At 62.7% G+C, this 16,045-nt stretch carries 16 protein-coding genes; 10 read left to right on the forward strand and 6 right to left on the reverse strand.

The window, feature by feature from the left end; translation table 11 throughout:
• Window positions 1-1,824 (forward strand): glycosyltransferase family 2 protein, encoded by a 1,824-nt coding sequence (locus AC6H34_RS27510; protein WP_497540962.1) that lies wholly within the window; start codon window positions 1-3, stop codon window positions 1,822-1,824.
• 51 nt (window positions 1,825-1,875) lie between these two features.
• Here the strand turns inward: AC6H34_RS27510 and gpt are convergent, their stop codons facing one another.
• From gpt to AC6H34_RS27525, 3 genes are all read right to left on the reverse strand, one after another.
• Window positions 1,876-2,379, reverse strand: a complete 504-nt coding sequence (gene gpt, locus AC6H34_RS27515) for a xanthine phosphoribosyltransferase (protein ID WP_448147924.1) — start codon at window positions 2,377-2,379, stop codon at window positions 1,876-1,878.
• Between the two features lie 116 nt (window positions 2,380-2,495).
• A complete protein-coding gene (locus tag AC6H34_RS27520; RefSeq protein ID WP_497540963.1) occupies window positions 2,496-3,254 on the reverse strand; it encodes a competence/damage-inducible protein A in 759 nt (252 codons plus the stop codon).
• A gap of 39 nt (window positions 3,255-3,293) precedes the next feature.
• Window positions 3,294-4,433 (reverse strand): Mrp/NBP35 family ATP-binding protein, encoded by a 1,140-nt coding sequence (locus tag AC6H34_RS27525; RefSeq protein WP_448147926.1) that lies wholly within the window; start codon window positions 4,431-4,433, stop codon window positions 3,294-3,296.
• A gap of 361 nt (window positions 4,434-4,794) precedes the next feature.
• Here AC6H34_RS27525 and AC6H34_RS27530 point away from each other — a divergent pair, with 361 nt between their 5' ends.
• Window positions 4,795-5,421: a 2OG-Fe(II) oxygenase gene (locus AC6H34_RS27530; protein WP_448147927.1), complete on the forward strand. Its 627-nt coding sequence runs from the start codon at window positions 4,795-4,797 to the stop codon at window positions 5,419-5,421.
• Between the two features lie 58 nt (window positions 5,422-5,479).
• Here AC6H34_RS27530 and AC6H34_RS27535 read toward each other — a convergent pair whose 3' ends face one another.
• Window positions 5,480-5,974 (reverse strand): anthrone oxygenase family protein, encoded by a 495-nt coding sequence (locus tag AC6H34_RS27535; RefSeq protein WP_497540964.1) that lies wholly within the window; start codon window positions 5,972-5,974, stop codon window positions 5,480-5,482.
• A gap of 244 nt (window positions 5,975-6,218) precedes the next feature.
• Between AC6H34_RS27535 and AC6H34_RS27540 the strand changes: the two genes are divergently transcribed.
• From AC6H34_RS27540 to radC, 3 genes are all read left to right on the forward strand, one after another.
• Window positions 6,219-6,842: a TetR/AcrR family transcriptional regulator gene (locus tag AC6H34_RS27540; RefSeq protein WP_497541286.1), complete on the forward strand. Its 624-nt coding sequence runs from the start codon at window positions 6,219-6,221 to the stop codon at window positions 6,840-6,842.
• Between the two features lie 126 nt (window positions 6,843-6,968).
• Window positions 6,969-7,799 (forward strand): type I methionyl aminopeptidase, encoded by an 831-nt coding sequence (gene map / locus AC6H34_RS27545; protein ID WP_497540965.1) that lies wholly within the window; start codon window positions 6,969-6,971, stop codon window positions 7,797-7,799.
• A gap of 15 nt (window positions 7,800-7,814) precedes the next feature.
• Window positions 7,815-8,564: a RadC family protein gene (gene radC, locus AC6H34_RS27550; RefSeq protein WP_497540966.1), complete on the forward strand. Its 750-nt coding sequence runs from the start codon at window positions 7,815-7,817 to the stop codon at window positions 8,562-8,564.
• 69 nt (window positions 8,565-8,633) lie between these two features.
• Here radC and AC6H34_RS27555 read toward each other — a convergent pair whose 3' ends face one another.
• Complete coding sequence (locus AC6H34_RS27555; protein WP_497540967.1) at window positions 8,634-9,659, reverse strand: zinc-dependent alcohol dehydrogenase family protein; 1,026 nt, start codon at window positions 9,657-9,659, stop codon at window positions 8,634-8,636.
• Window positions 9,660-9,777: 118 nt separating this feature from the next.
• On the opposite strand from AC6H34_RS27555, the gene AC6H34_RS27560 reads away from it, so the two are divergent.
• The 5 genes from AC6H34_RS27560 (at window position 9,778) to AC6H34_RS27580 (ending at window position 15,235) form a co-directional block, all read left to right on the forward strand.
• Complete coding sequence (locus tag AC6H34_RS27560) at window positions 9,778-10,701, forward strand: LysR family transcriptional regulator (protein ID WP_497540968.1); 924 nt, start codon at window positions 9,778-9,780, stop codon at window positions 10,699-10,701.
• Window positions 10,702-10,976: 275 nt separating this feature from the next.
• Window positions 10,977-12,392, forward strand: coding sequence for a circularly permuted type 2 ATP-grasp protein (locus AC6H34_RS27565; protein WP_497540969.1), 1,416 nt, complete (start codon window positions 10,977-10,979; stop codon window positions 12,390-12,392).
• A gap of 55 nt (window positions 12,393-12,447) precedes the next feature.
• Window positions 12,448-13,389: an alpha-E domain-containing protein gene (locus AC6H34_RS27570; protein WP_448147940.1), complete on the forward strand. Its 942-nt coding sequence runs from the start codon at window positions 12,448-12,450 to the stop codon at window positions 13,387-13,389.
• 7 nt (window positions 13,390-13,396) lie between these two features.
• Entirely contained in the window at window positions 13,397-14,236 is an 840-nt protein-coding gene (locus tag AC6H34_RS27575; RefSeq protein WP_497540970.1) for a transglutaminase family protein, read from the forward strand.
• A 238-nt stretch (window positions 14,237-14,474) separates the two neighbouring features.
• A protein-coding gene (locus AC6H34_RS27580; RefSeq protein ID WP_497538130.1) for an IS5 family transposase occupies window positions 14,475-15,235 on the forward strand; the annotation gives its coding sequence in 2 pieces (ribosomal slippage) (window positions 14,475-14,802 and window positions 14,802-15,235; 762 coding nt in all).
• Between the two features lie 101 nt (window positions 15,236-15,336).
• Here the strand turns inward: AC6H34_RS27580 and AC6H34_RS27585 are convergent.
• Window positions 15,337-15,636, reverse strand: a complete 300-nt coding sequence (locus AC6H34_RS27585) for a hypothetical protein (RefSeq protein WP_497540971.1) — start codon at window positions 15,634-15,636, stop codon at window positions 15,337-15,339.
• Window positions 15,637-16,045: the final 409 nt, after the last annotated feature.

Below are 16,045 nucleotides of genomic sequence, written 5' to 3' on the forward strand. Positions count from 1 at the left end.
ATGACGGAAAATCGTGCGACGGACGACTGCGTGATCGCTCTGCGCCTGGGGCCTATCAATTTGGTGCTGCGCTATCCGGAGGTGCTGGACGATGAGATCTGGCCCCACTTCTCGCATTTCCCCGCAAGCGAGGAGAACACCCCGGCCACTACGCTCCATCTGTGCGCGGCCGCGGGAAACCGCCTCGACCTCTACAATGACGGGAGACTGGTCTGGCGCGGCCTGATCTGGCCGGACGCCCTGCATGCGATCTTCGACGAGGCCAACCGCATCGTCGCAGCCGTATCCAGTCAACCCATGCTGCGGGCGGCCGCCGTGCGGGGAGAGAACAAATCCATACTGATCGTCGGGCCTCCAGGCAGCGGTAAGACGGGCCTTGCCGCCTGGCTGATCAACCAAGGCCTTGCGTTCCTGGCCGACGATCTCGTGGGCATTGCGACGGCCGGGGGCAGGATCGATCCCGTTCCACTGGCCTTGTCGCCGCATGCCAGCCTAGCGCCGACGGTCCTGGCCTGGCCTTCGTTCAGACAGTCCTACGCCACGCTCACAGGCCGAGGAGCAGCCATCAAGGCCGTTGGGACGGACGGTGTCGGGCAATCCGACTGCGGCCTGATCCTGGTGCCCCTCTACCATGAAGGTGCATCCCCGACGATCGAGGCGATCCCCCCGGAGCGGCTCCGGTTCTTCCTGGAACAGAGCATCCATCCCGATCAGGTCCTTTCCTCGGCGGCGGCCGGCACCCTGGCCGGGTTTGCCCGCACGGTGCCTGCTGCCCTGCTACGCTTCGGCAGCTACAAGCAACTGCCTGGAGTTCTGGATCGATTCATCCAAAATACATTTGAGGCAAACCCGGGCGCCGTGGACCTGGAGCGCCTGTTGAAGTCAGATGCGGGCCGGCCTGAGGAGGCAGCCGACCGCTCGCTTGGGGGGGGCGGCGAACAGACCGTTGTCCAGCCCGTTCCCGCGCGTGCCCGAAAGCGCCTCACCATCGGCATGGCCACCTATGACGACTATGACGGGGTTTATTTCACTCTCCAGGCCTTGCGGCTCTATCATCCCGAAGTGGCCGACGACATCGAGTTCCTCGTCGTCGACAACAATCCCAACGGCATCTGCGCGGAGGCCTTGAGGAAGCTCGGGCGGAGCATTGCGGGCTACCGCTACATCCCGGTGGCCGACAGCATCGGCACGGCAGTAAGGGACGTGGTGATGCGCGAGGCCTCGAGCGATCTCGTCATGTGCCTCGATTGCCACGTCCTCGTCGTCCCGGGTGCCGTCTCCCGGTTGCTGCGCTATTTCGCCGACGATCCCTATACGGTCGATCTCCTGCAGGGGCCCCTCGTCAACGACGATCTCACGACGATCTCCACGCACTGGAAGGCCGAATGGCAGCACGGCATGCTCGGCACCTGGGCCACGGACGAGGCTGGCCTCGACCCGGACGCGCCTGCTTTCGACATTCCCATGCAAGGACTCGGCCTCTATGCCTGCAGGCGGGCGGCCTGGCCAGGCTATAACGGCCACTTCCGCGGGTTTGGCGGCGAGGAGGGCTATATCCACGAGAAGGTACGCCAGGCCGGCGGGCGAACGCTGTGCCTGCCTTTCCTGCGCTGGATCCATCGCTTCGAGCGGCCGATGGGCGCGCCCTACCGGATCAGCTGGCACGACCGTATCCGCAACTACATGCTCGGCTTCGACGAACTAGGCCTGCCGATGGAAGACATGCTGGCGCATTTCCGCGCTCATATCGGCCCCGCAGCCGATCCGATCATCCGGCAGACGCAGCAGGAACTCGAACAGATGAAGGCCGGTGCATCCGGTTAGGGCGGCGAGCGTTCCCCCAAAAAAGTCCGGAGGATATGAGCTCCGGGATGCTCAGCCTGCCGTGCTCTCCTGCGCGATCGGCGGCTGGAAGGCCAGGCCCATATCCCAGGGGAAGTAGATCCAGGTGTCCTGGCTCACCTCGGTGATGAAGGTGTCGACCAGCGGACGTCCCAGCGGCTTGGCATAGACGGTGGCAAAATGGGCCTTCGGCAGGCGGTCGCGCACCACGCGGGCGGTAGAACCGGTATCGACCAGATCGTCCACCACCAGAATGCCCTCGCCGCCGTTCTCGGCAAGCTTGTCGTCTATGTCCTTGAGCACCATCAGGCCGCTCTGGGTCTTGTAGTCGTGATAGGAGGCAATGCAGACCGTCTCGATCATGCGGATGCCGAGTTCGCGCGAGATGATGGCGGCCGGCACCAGGCCACCGCGCGTGATGCAGACGATGGCGTTGAACGGGCCGCTGCCGGAAAGGCGCCAGGCGAGCGCGCGCGCATCGCGGTGGAACTGATCCCAGGATACTGGAAATGCCTTGTCTGGCTTGGGCGAGCTCATGGTCCGATCCTTGTTCGCAGGTCGCTCTTCATAGCGGCGAATTCGAACGGATCAAGCCCGGTTTTCGGGCATTCTGCAAAGCAAGGCGACCGCCGGCGGCGCGACGATCCCCGCGATCACCGTTTGATCCCGGCGACCATCTTCTCGATATCCGACTTGGCGGCGGCGACCTTTGCGGCGTCCTTCCCGCGGATGACGAGCTGGGTCTGGAAACCGGCGGGACCGAAAGATGGATAGGAACCTATCGAGACCTCCGGATGCGCCTCGGCGATGGCGGCCAGGGGCGTGGCGATCATGCCCTCGCCTATGCCCGGCCCGGGTGAAACGCTGTCGGAAAGCGTGACCTTCCCAACACGCATCTTCAAGATGGCGTTGTCGAGCATGCGCTGCATGATGTTGGGTACGCCAGCCATGACGATCACATTGCCAAGCATGAAGCCGGGGGCCGCGGAGACGGGGTTGAGAACGAGTTCGGCCCCGTCGGGAATGCGTGCCATGCGCAGCCGGGCCGGCGTCAGGTGCTCGGCGCTGCCATAGTGTCTGACCATGAGCTCGACGGCCTGCTGGCTGACGTCGATGCCGACGCCGAAGGCCTTGGCGACGGAATCGGCGGTGATGTCGTCATGCGTAGGCCCGATACCGCCCGTCGACAGCACGTAGTCATAGCGCGAGCGCAGGGCGTTGAGGGCTTCGACGATGCGGTCTTCCTCGTCCGGCACCACACGGACTTCCTTCACGTCAATGCCGGCCGCGGTGAGGAATTCGGTGATGTAGCCGATATTCTTGTCCTTGGTTCGCCCCGAAAGGATCTCGTCGCCGACGACGAGGATGGACGCCGTCACAGAGCTGGGCGACACGGGCTCACGATTTTCCATGGGGCATTCCTGAAGGCTGGGGCGAAGCGCCGCTTCTCGTTATTCGATGACAATACGCGGCGGCTGGCGGCGATCAACTCCCTCGCCGGACAAGCGTGCCCATACCTGGGCGGCCATCTGCCGGTAGATGCCGGCTTCCAGGCTGTCCGGCAGCGTGGCAGTCACGGGTTTGCCGGCATCCGAGCGCTCGCGCACTTCGATCGACAAAGGCAATTCGCCGAGGAAGGGCACACCGAGCTTCTCCGCCTCCCGCCGTGCCCCGCCGTGGCCGAAGAGATGGCTGACATGGCCGCAATTGGGACATGAGAAGGTCGACATGTTCTCGACGATGCCGAGCACCGGTACATTGACCTTCTGGAACATCCCGACGCCGCGCCGCGCGTCGATGAGCGCCAGGTCCTGGGGCGTCGAGACGATCACGGCGCCCGCCAGGGGCGTGTGCTGCGCCATGGTCAGCTGCGCGTCGCCTGTTCCGGGCGGCATGTCGACGACCAGGATGTCGAGTTCGTCCCAGCGTACCTCCCTTAGGAGTTGCGTCAGCGCGGACATCACCATGGGACCGCGCCAGATCATCGGCGTATCCTCTTCCACCAGGAAGCCGATGGACATCACCTTCACGCCATAGGCCTCGAGCGGCAGCAAGATGCGCCCGGTGGGCGTGGTCTCCACGTCGGGCTTGCCGGTCAGTCCGAACAGCCGCGGAACGGACGGTCCAAAAATATCGGCATCCAGCAGACCCACGCGAAGCCCCTGTGCCGCAAGCGCGATGGCGAGGTTGCAGGCAGTCGTAGACTTGCCGACGCCGCCCTTGCCCGAAGCAACGGCGACGACGCGGTGGATGCCCGGAAGGCCCACGGGGCGTTGCTGAGGCGCATTGTGTGCCGCCGTCTGCGCACGCGGACCCGGCGGACTCTGCCGGGCTTCCCCCGCCGGCCTTTCCGCGGTCAGGCCGACCAGGACATTGGTTACGCCGGGCAGCCCCCGCACCGCGTTCTCCGCAGCGGCCCGCACAGGCTCCATCGCGCGCGCCTCCGTAGGGTCTATGGCGATGGCGAACATGACCTTCGAACCGTCGATGCGTATCTCGGTCAGGCGGCCGGATGCCGTCAGGGATTGACCGCTCGCAGGCAATTTGACGAGTTCGAGGGCGCGTTGGACATCGGCGGGCGTCAAGGGCACAGGGGTATCCTCACCAGGCAAAGGACAGCGCGGCCGAGGAATCAGCGACGGGCCGCGTGTCAGAGTTGGGAAGCGCCATAGCACCAATCAACCGCCGCTGGCAGCAGATGCGTAATAATTATGCCTCGCAAGGGTGTTAGCGGGTACACCACCAGCGTCTATGGGGGATTTTTGCCGCCGCACGGCCACCCGAAGCCGCCGGGATCGCGGTTTTTTCGAGTGCAGAATGATCGTCCTTGACGCTGGTCATGTTCAGCAGGACATTTCGCGCCGAAATGGGCTAGGGGCTGGGCAATCGAGTCGCGCGGAAGGGCATGCTTTTACCGCCCCTCTCGCGTCGTAGTGACCACAGGAGTTGAAGATGACCAGCGTCATCAATCTCGACGTCATAAAGAATGCGAAAATCCACGAGCAGCCTTATCGCTACATTGTCGGGGATGCCTTTCTCAAAGAGGAGACTATCCCGAAGCTTCGGGAGGAATTCCCTCCGATCGACAAGCCCGGTTACCTGACGGTCGACGAGGTGATGATCAAGGGTTCCTTCAAGCAGCTCATCGAGGATCTCGAAAGCGACGAGATGGCGGATGCCCTTTCGGCCAAGCTCGACCTCAATCTCACGCCGCTGCCGCGCCTGACGACGATCCGCCGCCTTTCCCAGCTCAAGGACGGCCGCATACACACCGACAGCGAAAGCAAACTCGCCACCTTCCTCGTCTATATGAACGACAGCTGGAACGCGAGCAGCGACGGGCGCCTGCGCGTTCTCAACGGTCCCAATGATTTCGACGACATGACGGCCGAGATATCGCCGGTCATGGGATCGTGCTTCGGCTTCCGCCGTGCCGACAACTCCTGGCATGGCCACAAGCCTTTCGCAGGAGAACGTCGTGTCGTGCAGATCACCTGGCTCAGGGATGCGACGGAACTCGAACGCAAGAAAAAGCGCAACGGCATGGCGCAGTTCTTCAAGGGCATTTTCGGACGTTGAGCGTGAAGGGATTGCCTGCCACCTTCTGTTCATCCGGCGGCAGGATTTCCCGGCGAACTCATTGTGCCGCCCGCCTTATCAGGGCGAGGACGAAGAAGATGAGCGAGAGGACGGGCGCAACGGTCCTTACATGGTTCCAGCCCGTCCATTCAATGAGATAGCGCGACCACAATACCGCGGCCTCGGCGGTCTCCGGCCGGGCGACGGCCAGCGCATCGTTGAGCGGCACGTTGAACGCCATGGTCACGCCGATGCAGGCCACCAGATAGGCGAGGCTGCCAGCGAGCAGCAGCTGGCCGCTGAGATCGTCCCACCAAAGCCAGACTCCCGCCAGCAGCACGAGACAGACCGCGCCCGTGCCCATGAAGGCGGTCATGAAGCTGGGATTGATGACAACGATGTTCATCGACTGCATGGCGCCGATGCCGCTGGGCGCCGGAATGCGGCCAAGCGCCGGCATCACGAAGGAAGAAAAGGCGAAAAATACGCCGGCCACCATGCCGCTTCCCACCGCAGCCATGAAAGTCAGCACCTCCAGGCCGCGCTCAACCATGGTTGTCCCCTCGTATGTTTGCCGGCACGAGGCCTAGGAAGCGGGACACGAAACTTCGTGCACCATGACGCGGCGCTTCCTCGTCGTGCGGCAGGCGCATGGAAGCTTTCAAAAGCCAGGTCATTGTCATTTGATGCTTCCTTCCATAAATATGATTAAGCCTCATATTTATAAAATGTGATAAATCCTCATATTAATGTTGTCAAGCATGAACACCTCTCCGACAACGCCGGTCGCGGCTGACATGGACGGCATTTCCGCGAATGCCTCCCTGCCCCGCCGGGCACCGGTGCAGCGGCGCAGTCGTGAGCGGATGGACAGGATCCTATCGGTCGCCTCCGCGCTGATCGGCAGCAAGGGCAGCGACCAGATGAAGATGGGCGAGGTCGCGGAGCAGGCCGGTATCTCGATCGGGTCGCTCTATCAGTATTTTCCCGACAAGAACGCGATCATCCGCAGCCTCGCCGAGCGCTATGGCCTGGAGAGCCGCCGCTGCGTCGAGGAAGCGCTGCTTCCCGTGGCGTCGCTCGCCGATCTGGAGGCCGCTTACGGCTCCCTAATCGACGTCTACCATGCCCTGTTCAAGGCCGAGCCGGTGAGGCGGGACATCTGGTCGGGCATGCAGGCCGACAAGCAGTTGATGGCGCTGGAACTGGATGAAAGCCGCGCCTGCGGCAAGATGCTGGCCGAGGCGATGGCCCGGGCGCACGGCAGGCCCGATCCTGTCCTTTTTGCGATGAGGGCCTTCATGATCTGGCAACTTGGCGAAGCTACGATGCGGCTGGCGATTTCGGTCGAGGAGAAGGAAGGCGATGCGATCGTTGCCGCCTTCCGTTCCATGACCCTACGTGAGATACTGGCGCCCTGATCGGGGCCTGCTCGGGGCGGCCATTGGCCCGTTTGCCGCGCAGCAGTCATGCAGAATTCAAAATTCTCTTTCCTGCGCGTATCCCCAGATGGCATAAGTAGAACAAAGACAGATCCAGGAATTTTCATGAGCTTTATCGACGCAGAACTGTCACCCCAGCGCAAGAACGGCCAGATCAAGATCCACGGGCCGGAAGCGTTCGCCGGCATGCGCGCCGCGGGCCAGCTCGCCGCCCAGGGGCTGGACCTGATGGTCGATGCCGTCAAGCCTGGCGTGACCACCAACAAACTCGACAAGATGCTGTTCGAGTTTGCCATGGACAACAAGGCATATCCGGCCACGCTCTATTATCGCGGCTATCCGAAATCGAGCTGCATCTCCCTCAACCACGTGGTCTGCCACGGCATTCCCGACGACAAGCCGTTGCAGGAAGGCACCATCCTCAACATCGACTACACCGTAGTGCTGGATGGCTGGCACGGCGATTCCAGCCGCATGTATGCAGCCGGCGACATTCCCCGCCGCGCCGAGCGCCTGATGGAAGTGACCTATGAGGCGATGATGCGCGGCATCAATGCGATCAAGCCCGGGGCCACCACCGGGGATATCGGCTACGCCATCCAGAGCTACGCCGAAGCAGAGCGTTGCTCCGTGGTCCGGGACTTCTGCGGCCACGGTCTCGGCCGGCTCTTCCATGACGAGCCCAATATCCTTCACTACGGCCGTCGCGGCGAGGGCGTGGTGCTGAAACCCGGGATGTTCTTCACGGTGGAGCCGATGATCAATCTCGGCCGGCCCGACGTGAAGGTCCTGAGCGACGGCTGGACTGCGGTGACGCGCGACCGTTCGCTTTCGGCCCAATTCGAGCACAGCGTGGGCGTCACCGAGACGGGCGTGGAGATCTTCACGCTTTCGCCCGCCAAATACGACCAGCCGCCCTATGCCAAGGCAGCCTGAAGCCGGATGGCCGCAATGAAGAAGGGGCCCCCGCCTCTGTCTGCCCCTCTTCTGGAATTGGACGAGGCTTCCCCGAGGCTTGCCGCCGAGGTGCCCGAGCCGCACTATCATGGCCATCGAGAAAGATTGCGCGAGCGTTTCGCGCAATCTGGAGGAGCGCTTCCGGACTACGAGCTTCTGGAACTGCTGCTCTTTCGTTCCATTCCACGCCGCGACGTCAAGCCGCTTGCCAAAGCCCTGATCGCCCGTTTCGGCTCGCTGGCCGAAGTACTCGGCGCGCCCGCAGCCCGGCTCAGGGAGGTCGAAGGTGTCAGCGACGGGGTAGCCGGCGATCTCAAGATCGTGGAAGCCGCAGGCCACCGGCTGGCCAGGGGCGGTGTGGCCAAAAGGCCCGTGTTTTCCACCTCTGCCGCACTGATCGACTATTGCCGCTCCAGCATGGCGTTCGCCGAGCGGGAGATCTTCCGGATTCTCTTTCTCGACATCAAGAACGGCCTGATCGCCGACGAAGTGCAGCAGACGGGTACGATCAATCATACACCCGTATACCCGCGCGAGGTGATCAAGCGTGCGCTGGAACTGTCCGCCAGCGCCCTCATCCTCGTGCACAACCATCCTTCCGGCGATCCCTCGCCTTCCGGTCCCGATGTCAGCATGACGCGAACCATTGCCGACATCGCCCGCCCTCTCGGCATCGTCGTGCACGACCACATCATCATCGGCCGCGACGGACATGCAAGCCTGAAGGCGCTGGGACTCGTTTGAGGGAACCGCAACACTGTGCGGCGCCCTCTCCCTGGAACATCATGTCCAAAGGCGAAGAAAGACGGTCGTTCAGCCGATATCGATGACGATCTTGCCGAATGCGCCCCTCTCCAGATGATCGAGAGCGGCGGCCAGTTCGTCGAAGGCATAGCGCCTGTCGATCACCGGCTTGAGGCCGAGATTGTCGACTGCCCGACCGAATGCCTCCTGCGCCGTGCGATGCCCCACGCCGATCCCCTGGATGGCAAGTCCCTTGAGCATGAGCGGACCGACAGGCCCGGATATCTCGAAGCCCTCCATGACGCCGACCACATGGATGCGCCCGCCCATTGCGGCAGCCTGGATCGACCGGCCAAGGCCCGCGCCTCCCGCAATCTCGAGGATATAGTCCGCGCCGCGATCCCTGGTCAGCCGATAGACGGCCTGCACCCAGTCCTCCCCGTTGCGATCGATACCGTGATCGGCGCCAAGCGCCCTCGCGCGAGCCAGCTTGTCGGCACTGCTCGAGGTGACGATGACCTCGGCGCCCCCAGCCTTGGCGAGTTGCAGGCCGAACAGGGCGACGCCGCCCGTGCCCTGGATCACAACCGTTTTGCCAAGCAGGGGGCCGCCTCGTTCCATCAGGGCGAACCAGGCCGTCAATCCCGCAACGGGCAAGGTGCTCGCATGGGCGTCGTCCAGGCTCGACGGCGCGGCCGTGAACCAGCCCTCGGGAAAGGCGACATACTCTGCAAGGACCCCTGGGAGGATGCCACCAAGAGTGCGGTAGGGCGGTGTGCGTGCATTGCCGTCGTTCAAGCCGTTGATCCAATCGGGAATGAAGGTCGAGATCACCCTGTCGCCCGGCTTGAAGCGCTGCGCGCCCTCGCCCACCGCTTCGACCACGCCGGCCATGTCTGACGCAGGCGTAAAGGGAAAGGCGAGCGGCAGGCCGAAGCCGGTTTCGATCACCAGCTTGTCGCGGTAATTCAACGACGCCGCGGTGACTTTCACCAGCACTTCCCCCGCGCGCGGCCTCGGTTTCCCGGTCACTTCGAGCTTGAGGCGATCACGCCCCACAGCATCCATCGACCAGCGTTTCATGGTTTCACTCATGTCCAACTCCATCGGTTGCCCGCAGGCAACGGGACATGAAAACTACTGTTGAATATCAAGCGCCAGTGGCGATAAAAATTCCCATCGTTGTCTTCAATAATTCTACGGTGAGGCCGCCATGAGTGATCGCTTGACGGGGGTCGCGGTATTTGTCGAGGCCGTCGATGCCGGTGGCTTTGCCGCCGCGGCGCAAAGGCTGAACCTGTCGCGCTCGGCGGTCGGCAAGGCCGTCGCCAGGCTGGAGGACAGGCTCGGCACCCGTCTGTTCCACCGCACCACGCGAACCCAGAGCCTCACCGACGATGGCCAAATCTTCTACGAGCGCTGCCAGCGGGCCCTGGCCGAGCTTCGTGAGGGCGAAGCGATGCTGGACAGTGGCCGCCGCGAGGTTTCGGGGCGGCTGCGGGTCAGCATGCCGGCCCTGTTCGGCCGGCACTGCATCGCACCCTTGCTGGTCAAGCTTGCGACGCAACACCCTCGGCTGGAACTCGAACTCAACCTCACCGACCGCCGCGTCGACCTCATCGAGGATGGCTTCGATCTCGCCATCCGCAATGGCGCGCTGCAATCCGACGCCAATCTCACCACGCGCGTGGTTGCGCACCAGCGCATGACCCTGTGCGCCTCTCCATCCTATCTGCGCGACCGGGGCCACCCCCAGACGGTCATGGCCCTGCATCACCATGACGCCATCACCTATATGCGCGCGGGCCAGCCGCGCCCCTGGCTGTTTCCGATGGCGGATGGCGCGCCGCTCGAAATTATGCCGCGGAGCCGCTTCCAGTTCGATGCCCTCGACGCCATCGCCGATGCGACGGCCGCCGGCATGGGCATAGCCTGGCTCCCCTGCTGGCTGGTCGCAGGCTATGTGCGCAGAGGCGAACTGACGCGCGTGCTGACCGATATTCCGGGGCTGGTGTTCGAGGTTCACACTCTTTGGCCGCGATCCCCCCACCTGCCCCTGCGCGTGCGCGCTGCCATCGACATCCTGTCTGCGAACCTGTCCCGCGCGATGGGCAACGAGATCGGCCTTGCCGCCTGAACGGCCCCGGAACAGTGCCAGCCGATGCGGTAGGCATCGGGCTTTCTACTGCCGCTATACCTTGCCAGCATGATTTCGGATCGATTCCACCGGACGCCCTGCGCGCAATAGAACATTTTTTAGGCCATCGTGACTTGTGAACGGAGGCAGACTGCACTGTTGATAGGCAAAGTTGCGCCTGCTCCGCTTTCGGCCTGTATGGCGCGTATTGACCGCTTGCCGAGCCGGTCGATCTCGCTAAAACTAAGTGCGAGGCCGCGATTTTGGAGGAGTGGATGGTGGCGTTTGACGAGATGACCCTGGCCGATGGCACCATACGCCCCGCCTATGCCGATCTCGCGCACTGGCTTTCCACTGCCCCAAAGGAACTTCTGACACATCGACGCAACGAAGCAGAACTCCTTTTCCGCCGCATGGGCATTACCTTCGCCGTCTACGGCGACAAGGATGGTGCCGAGCGGCTGATCCCCTTCGACATCATTCCTCGCATCCTGGCGGCCAAGGAATGGGGCACGCTCAAGGCAGGCCTCGAGCAGCGCGTGCGCGCGCTGAACATGTATATCAAGGACGTCTACGGCAAACGCGAGGTCGTCCGGGCCGGCGTGGTACCGGAGGACCTGATCTTCAACAATCCCGCCTTCCGCCCGGAAATGTCCGGGCAGAGCGTGCCGCACGACGTCTATGTGCATATTGCCGGCATCGACATCGTGCGGGTGGACGCCGATACGTTCTACGTCCTGGAAGACAATGCCCGCACGCCCTCCGGCGTCTCCTACATGCTGGAGAACCGTGAAGTCACCATGCGCCTCTTTCCGGAGGTCGTGGCCCGCCACCGCATCGCGCCGGTCGAGAATTACACCGATGAGCTCCTGGCCACGCTGCGCTCCATCGCCCCGCGTTCAGCCTCGCAGGATCCGGTCGTCGCGCTGCTCACGCCCGGCATGTACAACTCGGCCTATTACGAGCACTCCTTCCTCGCCGACCGGCTCGGCATCGAGATCGTGGAAGGCCGCGATCTCTTCGTGCGCGACGAGGTCGTCTACATGCGAACGACCGAAGGGCCACGCCGCGTCGACGTGATCTACCGGCGCATCGACGACGAATTCCTCGATCCCCTCGCCTTCCGGCCGAACTCGGCGCTGGGCGTGCCGGGTCTGATGACGGCCTATCGGGCCGGCAATGTCACTTTGACCAACGCCGTGGGTACGGGCGTCGCCGACGACAAGGCCGTCTATTCCTACATGCCGGACATCGTGCGCTTCTTCCTGGGTGAAGACCCGATCCTCCAGAATGTGCCGACCTTTCGTTGCCGGGAGCCTGAGGCGCTTGCCTATGTGCTGGACAACCTGAAGGATCTGGTGGTCAAGGAGGTCTCCGGTTCCGGCGGCTACGGCATGCTGATCGGGCCGCACGCCACCAGCGAGCAGCTTGCCGATTTCCGAGCCAAGCTCGAGGCGCATCCGTTCGGCTACATCGCCCAGCCGACCTTGGCGCTCTCGACCTGTCCCTGCTATGTCGACGAGGGCATCGCTCCTCGCCATGTCGACCTGCGCCCGTTCGTGCTGACGGGTTCCGACAAGATCCGCATCGTGCCGGGCGGCCTCACGCGCGTGGCGCTCAAGGAAGGGTCCCTCGTCGTGAACTCGAGCCAGGGCGGCGGCACCAAGGATACCTGGGTTCTCGATCGATGACGGCAGCACGCCTGATCCCGCCTTCACGCCCCCAACCTTGCACGGACCTGTAGTCATGCTGTCGCGCACCGCCGATAACCTCTTCTGGCTGGCCCGTTATGTGGAGCGCGCCGAATATCTGGCGCGCATCCTGGATGCCGCCTACCGGCTTTCCTCGCTTCCCGCCTCCTATGGCGGTCTCACCACCGAATGGGAAAGCGCCGTCGAGACAGCCGGTTGCGGTCCCACATTCTTCGCCAAGCATGACGAGGCCAACGAGCGCACGGTCACGGAATTTCTGGCTTTCTCGGCCGACAATCCCTCCTCCATCCGCAACTGCTTCGAAATGGCCCGCTCCAACGCCCGCGGCGTGCGCACTGCCCTGACGGCGGAAATGTGGTCGACCATCAACGATGCCTGGCTGCAGTTGAAGCGCTACGATCCCTCCCGCATGAGCCGGGAGGAAATCTCGCGTTTCCTCGACTGGGTGAAAGGCGTGTCGCTGGTCTTCGACGGATCGGCCTATCGAACCATGCTGCGCAACGACGCCTACGCCTTCGCGCGCCTCGGCCTCTTCCTCGAACGCGCGGACAACACGGCGCGCATCCTCGATGTGAAATATCATGTGTTGCTCCCGCCTTCCGAGAGCGTCGGCGGCAGCCTGGATTATTTCCAGTGGACGGCGATCCTGCGCGCGGTCTCCGCCCTCACGGCCTACCACTGGGTCTACAAGGAGAGCCTCAAGCCGTGGCTCGTGGCGGATCTCCTCACGCTCAATACCCAGATGCCTCGATCGCTCGCTTCCTGCTATGAGAATCTCAGCGGCAATCTGGACCACCTTGCCGAGGCCTACGGTCGCCAGGGCCCTGCCCAGCGCCTGGTGCGCGTGACCCAGTCACGGCTTCAAAATTTGAGCATCGACGAGGTCTTCCAGTCCGGCTTGCATGATTTTGTCACAGACTTCATTACAGATAACAACAATCTGAGCACGGCCATCGCCGAGCAATATCTGACTTGAGACGTCCATGCGTATCCGCGTCGCCCACGAGACAACCTATCGCTACGAGCGCCCGGCAAAGTCGATCATCCAGACGTTGCGCCTGACGCCGCGCTCGCACAACGGCCAGCATGTGGTGCGCTGGCGCATCGACATCGACCAGGATGTCCGGCTGAGCGTCGCCGAGGACGCGTTCGGCAACATCACCCATGCCTTCACCGCGAACGGCAACATCGAAGCCATGCATGTCCGCGTCGAGGGCGAGGTGGAAACCCACGATCATGGCGGGGTGCTGCACGGCGTGATCGAACGCTTTCCCGTCTCCCTCTATCTGCGCGATACGGACCTTACGACTGCGAATGAGCAGATCCGCGACTTCGCCCGGCAGTCAGTCCCCGGCGGCGACGGAGCCCTCGCCGCCAGCCATGCGCTGATGGAAGCCGTCCACGACCATGTCGAATGGAGCAGCGACCGCGACCAGGCGGCGACCACGATCGCGGATGCGTTTTCGCTACGAAGCGGCGTCAGCCAGGATCTGGCCCATCTTTTCATCGCCTGCGCCCGTGAGCTGAAGATCCCGGCGCGCTATGTCAGCGGCCTGCTCTGCCAGCCGGAGGACGAGGGGGGCGGCTGCTGCCATGCCTGGGCGGAGACCTATGTCGAAGGCCTGGGCTGGGTCGGCTTCGACCCTTCGCTCCAGATCTGCCCCACGGTGCATCATATTCGCGTTGCGGCGGGCCTCGACTATCTGAGCGCGGCTCCGGTGCGGGGCGCTCACTATGGCGGCGAGGGCGAAAGCGTGGAGATCTGCTTCGATATCGGAGAAAAGATCATCCGCAACCAGTTTCAGAGCCAGAGCCAAGCCTAGAAGGGAGCGTCGCTTCGGACGAGGCGGAATGCCCTTCTCGCGCGTCGTGCACGGGGAAGATCATTCTCTCCAGAGCGCGGGGGATGACCGATTTTGCGGGGATCTGAGATGGCTCACAAGGCGTCATCACCCGGCCCGGCACCGTCTGGAGGCGACTAGGCTGTAGTGACAATTTAAGGGCTTTGGGATTCCCAGGAGAGCGCAAATCAGATTCAAAGCTATCTTTTGGAGGAGAGCTTTGGAAGGCGAGGTTTTGCGAGACGATCAATGGGAGCGGATCCGGCCCTTTGTTCCCGGCGGACGCAGGGGCAAGCGTGGCCCGCGCAGCGATGGTCGCCGTTTCTTCGATGCTCTTTTGTGGCTAGCGCGGTCAGGTGGGCGTTGGCGTGATCTGCCGGAGCGGTTCGGTCCGTATCAGAGGGCTAAGCGGCGCTATTATCGTTGGATCGAGGCAGGTGTCTTCGATCGCTTGTTTGAAGCCGCGGCCGAATATCCTGACCTGGAGTGGGTGGCTATCGATGCCACCGTTATCCGGGCGCAGGCCCAGGCCGCTGGTGCGCGGCGTAAAAGGGGGGATCTGAAGCCCAGGCTCTCGGCCGCTCGCGAGGGGGGGTTGGCACCAAACTCCATGTTGTCGTAGATGCACTGGGACTGCCCGTGCGCTTCGAGATCGGCCCTGGCCAGCAGAATGACATGGCGCCAGCCTGCGACTTGATCCAGGGCCTGCCGGCAAGTCAGGTGATCGCCGACCGGGCCTATGATGCCGATCGGCTGCACGACATTATTCTCGACCAGGGCGGCGAGCCTGTCATTCCGCCCCGCCGCCACCGCAAGTACCAGCACCGCTACGACAAGATTGCCTATAAGAACCGCTGGGGCATTGAAGGCTTCTTCGCCAAACTCAAACAATGGCGGCGCATTGCAACCCGATACGACAAACGGGCCGAAAACTTCCTCGGCTTCGTCAAAATCGCCAGCATCATGCTATGGCTCAAATGATTAATTTGTCACCACAGCCTAGCGCGACGATGCCCGGCGAAGATCATAAAATCTGGGGAAAAACCTGTGGATTGGCGGACCGGTGCCTGCCAACGACCCGATCACGAGAGGCTCGTATCGTGTTTGGGTTCGTATTTCACCATTGTCACCTCGGTCTTGCTCCGCACGCGGGAGACCGCGAACGAGCCGAGTATGCCGAATACATAGCCGAACTGCAGAGCCACCCCAACCGCAACCAGATCAAGAATTACGACGAACATGTCGTGACCGGAAAGCCATGCGACCAAGGCGCTGCCAAGTGTCTCGACAACGGCTACTATGACAAAATGGAACAACGGTATCCAAGACCCGCAAAGTATACCTAGCGTCATCGAGATAACGACAGGCCAGATCACGAACATTTTCCTCTCCAAGATTATGTTTGTTCTGTGCTCCGCACGCATTACTTTCGACGAAGCCTGCACCAGGCAGGCCAGTACTCCTTTCCCAGCGCGGCGATCCGGCTACAGACCTGATTATCGTCCCCGCTCGACCGGCATTTCGCAGTCGTTTTGGGCCCAATTCCTCTAGACAGCCCGCCACTTCCGACCCGAGTGAACTATCTTTCTTTGTAGGTAGCAAGCACTAATCGGAATAGGTAGGAATAATCAGTGCGGCCTCACCGAATGATTCCGGCTCCGTGACTAACGATACGGGCCTCCCTCGCCTTTCGAGATAATTTCCCGAACTAAGCAGAGGACGCTGCGGAAGGCAAGCCTCGGGAAGGTGCCATGCGTAAACGTTTACCACTCATATGCGCCAGGAAGCGCG

This window comes from Labrys sp. ALF-8 (assembly GCF_059699065.1).

What these genes read in the sequence shown, in the direction of transcription:
- AC6H34_RS27540 (WP_497541286.1), top strand. Translation starts at nt 6,219, where the DNA reads ATGGACGGCATTTCCGCGAATGCCTCCCTGCCCCGCCGGGCACCGGTG.
- AC6H34_RS27575 (WP_497540970.1), top strand. Translation starts at nt 13,397, where the DNA reads ATGCGTATCCGCGTCGCCCACGAGACAACCTATCGCTACGAGCGCCCG.
- AC6H34_RS27530 (WP_448147927.1), top strand. Translation starts at nt 4,795, where the DNA reads ATGACCAGCGTCATCAATCTCGACGTCATAAAGAATGCGAAAATCCAC.
- AC6H34_RS27560 (WP_497540968.1), top strand. Translation starts at nt 9,778, where the DNA reads ATGAGTGATCGCTTGACGGGGGTCGCGGTATTTGTCGAGGCCGTCGAT.
- AC6H34_RS27585 (WP_497540971.1), bottom strand. Translation starts at nt 15,636, where the DNA reads ATGTTCGTGATCTGGCCTGTCGTTATCTCGATGACGCTAGGTATACTT.
- map (WP_497540965.1), top strand. Translation starts at nt 6,969, where the DNA reads ATGAGCTTTATCGACGCAGAACTGTCACCCCAGCGCAAGAACGGCCAG.
- AC6H34_RS27555 (WP_497540967.1), bottom strand. Translation starts at nt 9,659, where the DNA reads ATGAGTGAAACCATGAAACGCTGGTCGATGGATGCTGTGGGGCGTGAT.
- AC6H34_RS27520 (WP_497540963.1), bottom strand. Translation starts at nt 3,254, where the DNA reads ATGGAAAATCGTGAGCCCGTGTCGCCCAGCTCTGTGACGGCGTCCATC.
- AC6H34_RS27535 (WP_497540964.1), bottom strand. Translation starts at nt 5,974, where the DNA reads ATGGTTGAGCGCGGCCTGGAGGTGCTGACTTTCATGGCTGCGGTGGGA.
- AC6H34_RS27510 (WP_497540962.1), top strand. Translation starts at nt 1, where the DNA reads ATGACGGAAAATCGTGCGACGGACGACTGCGTGATCGCTCTGCGCCTG.
- AC6H34_RS27570 (WP_448147940.1), top strand. Translation starts at nt 12,448, where the DNA reads ATGCTGTCGCGCACCGCCGATAACCTCTTCTGGCTGGCCCGTTATGTG.
- gpt (WP_448147924.1), bottom strand. Translation starts at nt 2,379, where the DNA reads ATGAGCTCGCCCAAGCCAGACAAGGCATTTCCAGTATCCTGGGATCAG.
- AC6H34_RS27565 (WP_497540969.1), top strand. Translation starts at nt 10,977, where the DNA reads ATGGTGGCGTTTGACGAGATGACCCTGGCCGATGGCACCATACGCCCC.
- radC (WP_497540966.1), top strand. Translation starts at nt 7,815, where the DNA reads ATGAAGAAGGGGCCCCCGCCTCTGTCTGCCCCTCTTCTGGAATTGGAC.